At 70.6% G+C, this 6,400-nt stretch carries 3 protein-coding genes; 1 reads left to right on the top strand and 2 read right to left on the bottom strand.

Annotated features, from left to right (window positions below; genetic code table 11):
* The first annotated feature begins 314 nt into the window (after window positions 1–314).
* The gene (locus ACFU5K_RS30980) at window positions 315–3,920 is read left to right on the top strand and encodes a S8 family serine peptidase (RefSeq protein ID WP_384067803.1); all 3,606 of its coding nucleotides are present in this window, start codon (window positions 315–317) and stop codon (window positions 3,918–3,920) included.
* A 137-nt stretch (window positions 3,921–4,057) separates the two neighbouring features.
* Here ACFU5K_RS30980 and ACFU5K_RS30985 read toward each other — a convergent pair whose 3' ends face one another.
* On the bottom strand, window positions 4,058–4,915 hold the full coding sequence (locus ACFU5K_RS30985; RefSeq protein ID WP_384067806.1) for an SDR family NAD(P)-dependent oxidoreductase: 858 nt from the start codon (window positions 4,913–4,915) through the stop codon (window positions 4,058–4,060).
* 62 nt (window positions 4,916–4,977) lie between these two features.
* On the bottom strand, window positions 4,978–5,817 hold the full coding sequence (locus tag ACFU5K_RS30990) for an oxidoreductase (protein WP_384067809.1): 840 nt from the start codon (window positions 5,815–5,817) through the stop codon (window positions 4,978–4,980).
* Window positions 5,818–6,400 lie beyond the last annotated feature (583 nt).

The following is a 6,400-nucleotide window of genomic DNA, read 5'->3' on the forward strand; positions in this document are numbered from 1 at the left end:
GCCCCGGCCGCCACTGCCGTGCAGGCGCCCGACCCGTTGGAGCGCCGGCTGTGTGCTGCCATCGAGGAAAGGGCTTCCCAGGATCGTGGATCACGACATACATTCCGGTCGGCCTGTATGACCACTTGAGTCAAGGGATTCCGTTGACACACAGACCCTCAGGAACACGGCGGCGCCTGCTCGCGACCGCGGCCGCCCTTCTGGTCACCGCGGCGACGCCGCATGTGGCCGCCTCCGCAACCGTGTCGCCGTCTTTCCGCGATACGTCAGATATCGTTGACAAGCCTTTCATCGGCGGGCCCGCCGCATCCGTCGTGACCCTGGTGACCGGGGACAAGGTCACCGTCACTTCCCCCGTGGGCGGCAGCCCCGGCACCATCAGTGTGGAGGGGCCCGACGGTCGGCCCGCCGGTGCGCGGGTGATGGGCGTGGGCGGAGACACCTATGTCTATCCGGACTTGGCCGGTCCCTACATCGCGGCCGGAGTCCTGGACCGGCGGCTGTTCAACGTCACCCGGCTCGTGGCGGACGGCTACGACGACGCCCACCTCGACCACCTGCCCATCATCGTCACCTACGGCGGCAGGGAGGCGGGCGCGGCGACCCTGCGCCGACGGGGCGACGCCATACCGGGCGACGTCACCGGCGTACGACCGCTGACCAGCGTCAACGGTGTCGCATTTGCGGCGGGCCGCGAGGACGGCGGCAAGCTGTGGGCCGCCCTCACCGGTACGGGAACCGGGGCGGGGGCCGCGGGCACCGCCCGGATCCCCCAGGCGGCGTTCAAGGGCGGCGTCGCCAAAGTATGGCTGGACGGCAAGGCGGAGGCCACCCTGAGTGACTCGGTCGGCCAGATCGCCGCCCCCGAGGTCTGGTCAGGAGGCAACACCGGTGAGGGCGTGGACGTGGCCGTCCTCGACACCGGCTACGACCCCGGCCACCCCGACCTGAAGGACGCCGTCGAGGAGAGCGACAGCTTCGTCCCCGGCGAGGATGTCACCGACCGCAACGGCCACGGCACACACGTCGCCTCCACCATCGCGGGCAGCGGCGCCGCCTCCGACGGCAAGGAGAAGGGCGTCGCGCCGGGCGTCGACCTGCACGTCGGCAAGGTCCTGAGCGACGCCGGCGTCGGATACGACTCCTGGATCGTGGCAGGCATGGAATGGGCAGCGCGGGACGCGCACGCCCGGGTCGTCAGCATGAGCCTCGGCAGCAGCGAGGACGCCGACGGCGAGACGGTGCTCGCCCGCGCCGTGGACGAACTCAGCGCGGAGACCGGTGCGCTGTTCACCATCGCGGCCGGCAACGACGGCCCCGACGCCCGGACCGTGCGCTCGCCGGGCACCGCCGACGCGGCACTCACCGTCGGCGCCGTGGACTCGGCCGACGCGATCGCGAGCTTCTCCAGCCGCGGCCCGCGGTACGGCGACGACGCCCTCAAGCCCGAGATCACCGCACCCGGTGTCGACATCCTCGCCGCACGGTCCCAGTACGCGGGCGAGGGCTCCGGCTCCTACGTAACCCTCAGCGGTACGTCCATGGCGACGCCGCACGTGGCCGGCGCGGCGGCGCTGGTGGCCGCCGCGCATCCCGACTGGACCGGCAGCCGCATCAAGGACGCCCTGGTCAGTACGGCGAAGGACACGCCCGAGATCACCGTCGACGACGGGGGTAACGGACGGGTCGACGCCGCCGCGGCCGCGAAGCGGACACTGACCGCCACCGGCAAGGTGGACGCGGGGATCCACGAGCCCGGCACGGACCAGGGCACCATCGAGTCCGAGGCCTCCTGGAGCAACACCGCGGACGAGGCCGTCACCGTGGATCTGGCCGTGGACGCGCCCGGTGTCCCGGCAGGTGTCTTCACCGTGTCCAAGGACCGGCTGGAGGTTCCCGCCCACGGCAGCGCGAGCGTCACGGTCTTCACCGACCTGGGCAAGGCAGGTGAACTGCGCCGCTGGACGGGCCGGTTGACCGCGTCCGTCGACGGCACCGCGCGCACCCGCACGCTGCTCGGCGTCAGCACCCGCCAGCGGCTCGCCCACGTCCGCACGAAGGTCACCGGCCGCTCGGGCGAAGCCACCTTCGGCGTTCTCACCTTCTTCCGCAAGGGCGACGAGTACGCGGGCACCCACCTCTACAGCGATGGCGCCTCCGACGAGTTGCTGCCGCCCGGCCGGTACACCGTGTACGCCGACTTCCGCGTCGAGGGGACGCACGGCGTGTCCTCGGCCGGGTACGCCCGCATGGTCCTCCCGCAGGTGGACATCACCGGCGACACCGACCTGGTGTTCGATGGCTCCAAGCTGCGGCAGGTCACGGCCGTGACACCCCGCAAGACGGAGAACCTGACCCGGCGCCTGGACTACCACCGTCAGTTCGGCGACGGCAGTTCGGTGACCGACAGTGTCGAGGTCGACGACGGCTACGACAGCGTCTGGACGGCACCGACCGTACCGGGACTGGACGGCGAGCAGCATCTGACCGTCCGTTGGCGCGACCAGCAGCCGCTGCTGTCGGTGACCGCGGGTGCGCAGGAGTTCGACGACCTCTGGATCCTGCCCGGTTCGGCGAAGCTCCCCGAGGGCGACCACGGCCTCGACGTGATCCACCCCGGTGACGGCATGCCCCAGGACTACGAGGGCGTCGACGCCGCGGGGAAGGCCGCCGTCGTGCGCTGGGACTCCTACGACGAGGACGCCGCGGACGACCGGATCAGGGCCGCTGAGGCGGCCGGCGTGAAGCTGCTGCTGTTCGTCCACGACCTCGACGGGCGCCTGCGCGAGCCCGTCATCAAGTCGGATGTCGAGGTCGTCGGCCTGTCCCGCACCGAGGGCGAGAAACTGATCGCCCGCGTCGACGCGAGCCCGTCCGGCGGCGTGCCCCTGGACGCCGTGTCCCACCCCGACACCGACTACCTGTACGACCTGGTCCGCACCTACGAGGGCCGGATCCCGACGGACCTCACCTACGCACCCAAGGACCGCCAGCTCGCCCGCGTCGAGACGCACTACCGCAACCCCGCAGGACGAGAGGTGTACGAGAACCGCTACGACGTCCACCCGTGGACGACCTACAACGTCTCCACCGCCCGGCTGAGTACGGCCGGCACCCGTCGCACCGACTACGTCAGCACCGACTCCACGTTCACCTGGTCCGAGGAGGCACTGCTGTACCCGGTGGTGTTCAGCGCCTCCGACCCGGTCCGCTACCCGGCGGGCCGCACCACGGACGTGCACTGGTTCGGCACGGTGACCCGGCCGCGCGTCAACGGCACCGTCGAGCCGCCCACCCGTACCGGCGACCGTATCGACGTCGTCGTCCCTGCCTGGGGCGACTCCGGCAGCGACCACGCCAACTACGCCGCCTTCGGCAGCACCGCGGCAACGGAGAGGACCGAGCTGTACCGTGGCGGCACGCTGCTCGCGGGCGGTTCTAACGGGGTGGGGGCCACGGTGCCCGGGACAAGGGGCACCTACCGCCTGGTGCACACGGCGAGCCGTGACGCCACGGCCGAGTTCCCGTACTCGACCGACACCCGCACCGAGTGGACCTTCGCCTCAGCCGCGCCCAGGAGGGCCGGCGAGACGGAACAACTCCCACTCGTCCAGCTGGACTACGGCCTGCCCACCGACGAGGACGGGAAGGCTGCCCGTCGGGCCACTCTGCTCGTCACGCCGCTGCACCTGGCGGGTGGCCCGCGCGCGGCGCTGCACACCCGGAAGGTGCAGGTGTCCTACGACGACGGGGACACCTGGCACACGGCCCGCGTCAGCGGCCGGGGCAACGGCAAGGTGAGTACGGAACTGGACGCGCCGAGGTCGGCGCGGTTCGTCACGCTGCGGGTGCACGCCGGGGACAGCCGCGGCAACACCGTCACGCAGACCGTGGTCCGGGCTGCAGGCATCGCCCGATAAGGGCGGGCGACCCTCAGCGACGCTGTCCGGGTATGGCTCAAAGCCAGAAGGCCCGCCGTGGGGCGGGCCTTCTGGACGCGTGGAGCGGACTCGGGCGCCGGCGGTGGTGGATGCCCGCCGCCGGCGCCCGGCCCCGTTCACAGAACGGCGTTCTCCGCACTGCCCGGGAAGTCCGTGCTGTAGGCGACGTCCTTGCCGGCGTCGAACTCGGCGCGAAGCTGGTCGAGCTTGACGCCGATGCGGCGCTGGGCGTCGCTGCCCAGCACGACCCAGTGGCGGGGCTCCGGCGCTGTGGCGGCGTCGTAGATGGCCTGGGCGGCCTTGTCCGGGTCACCGGGGAACATCTCGGGGGTGAGGCTGCCCATCATGCCGCGGAACGCCCCCGCGGTCGCCGCGTAGTCCTCGATCGCCGGCCCGGAGGCCCTGGTCCGGTTCTCGATGCCGGTACGGAACGAACCGGGCTGGATGATCATGGCGTGCAGACCGAGGGGCTCGATCTCCTGCCACAGTGCCTCGGTGAAGCCCTCCAGCGCGAACTTGCTCGACGAGTAGAAGCCGTTGGCGGGAAGACTGGCGAGTCCGTCCATCGAGGACACGTTGACGACGGTGCCACTGCCCCGTCGGCGCATACCGGGCAGCACCGCCCGGGTGAGGGCGACCGCACCGAAGAAGTTGACCTCGAAGAGCCTGCGGTAGTCGACCTCCTCCTGCTCCTCGAGCGCCCCGATGAAGTCGATCGCCGCGTTGTTGACGAGAACGTCGATGCCACCGAAGCGCTCCTCCGCCGCGCGGACGCCTTCGGCGCGCTGCTGGGGGTCGGTGACGTCGAGCGGGACCGCCAGGGCCGTCTCCGGGTAGCGGGCGGCCAGTTCGGAGGTGGCGCGGGTCGAACTGGCGGTCGCGACCACCTGGTCGCCCTGTGCCAGCACGTACTCGGCGAGGGCCTTGCCCAGGCCGCTGGAAGCTCCGGTGATGAGCCAGGTCTTGCGGGACATGAGGTGCTCCTTGGTGTGACGAGAGGGTGTCTCGGAAGGGTGGTGCGGAGGGGGTGCCATGCCTACGGCTGAGCCGGGAAGTCCGCCGAGCCGCTCGCGGTGGCCCACTTCTCCGTCTCGGCGGTGCGTGCCCGGCCCGCTTCGAGCGCCATTTCCACGGCCTGGGCGCCGAGCAGGAGCCGGCGCGGGGGGTCGTCGTGGTTGACGACGTCGAGGATGACCTTCGCCGCGCGGACGGGGTCTCCGGGCTGGACGCCGTTGTTCTCCTCGCGGTAGCGGTTGATGGCGCCCACGGTCTCCTCGTAGTCGGGCCCTACGGGGTGCAGTTGCATCGAGGAGCCCTGCCAGTCCGTGCGGAACGCGCCGGGTTCGACGATGACAACCTTGACGCCGAACGGGGCTACCTCGCCGGCCAGGACCTCGGAGAAGCCCTCGACGGCGAACTTGGCGCTCTGGTAGGCGCCCATGCCCGGGGTGCCGCCCACCCGGCCGCCGAGGGAGGAGAACTGCACGAACGTCCCCGTGCGCTGGGCGCGCAGGACCGGCAGTGCGGCCCGGGTGACGTTGACGACTCCGAAGAAGTTGGCCTCGAACTGGGCGCGGAAGTCGTCCTCGGCCATCTCCTCGATCGGCGCGCTGTTGGCGTACCCGGCGTTGTTCACGACGACGTCCAGGCGCCCGAAGGCGTCGACGGAGGCGCGCACCGCGTCGCGGGCCGCCGCGGCGTCGGTGACGTCGAGCGCCACCGCGCGGACCTGGTCCCCGTATCGGGAGACGAGGTCGTCGAGCTGCTCCGGACGCCGAGCGGTGGCCACCAGCCGGTCACCCGATTCCAGTACCGTCTCCGCCAGCCCACGTCCGAAGCCCCTCGAGGCTCCGGTGATCAGCCACACCTTGGTCATTTTCAAGCCTTTCATCCATTTTTCTGCGTGACAGCCAATGTAGACGTTATGCCCTATATGCTACCTAAAACACGACTTGCACCTTAGTGGCGTTTGCCCTTATTTAGATACGTGTTCCTCAACCACGCATAGGCGCGGGGACCGCTCGTGTCTGTCGCGGGGGTGGCGCGCAAGTGCTGCGTCGGCCACGGCCACACGGGTCACTGTGCTACGGCTGGACCGCTGCGGCATCTGTCACATGACTGGGGTGTTCTCCTCGGCGGGAGGTCCGTCATGTGTGCGAGACGTGCCGGGATTCACCGTCATGTGACTGATGCGTCCGATACCTCCCGGGAGGAGTGTGGAGTCGGCCGGTCCTGCCCGAGGCGGTCACGCATCGGCATCGCGGGCTCCGCGTCGCGCGATCAGCAGGCACACCTTCGTCGACAAGGTGCATGGCCGCACGTACGACAGAGAGGATCGGCGTGATATCGGTCGAGGTACGTTCGCTGGTGGCCACCGCGCGGCGCACCGAGTCCCTGACCGACCTCGCCGACAAGTACGGGGACCGCGTCCGCCTCGTCACCCTGGATGTGACCGACCC

Source organism: Streptomyces sp. NPDC057428, from assembly GCF_042803195.1.
In the GTDB taxonomy this organism is placed as follows: domain Bacteria; phylum Actinomycetota; class Actinomycetes; order Streptomycetales; family Streptomycetaceae; genus Streptomyces.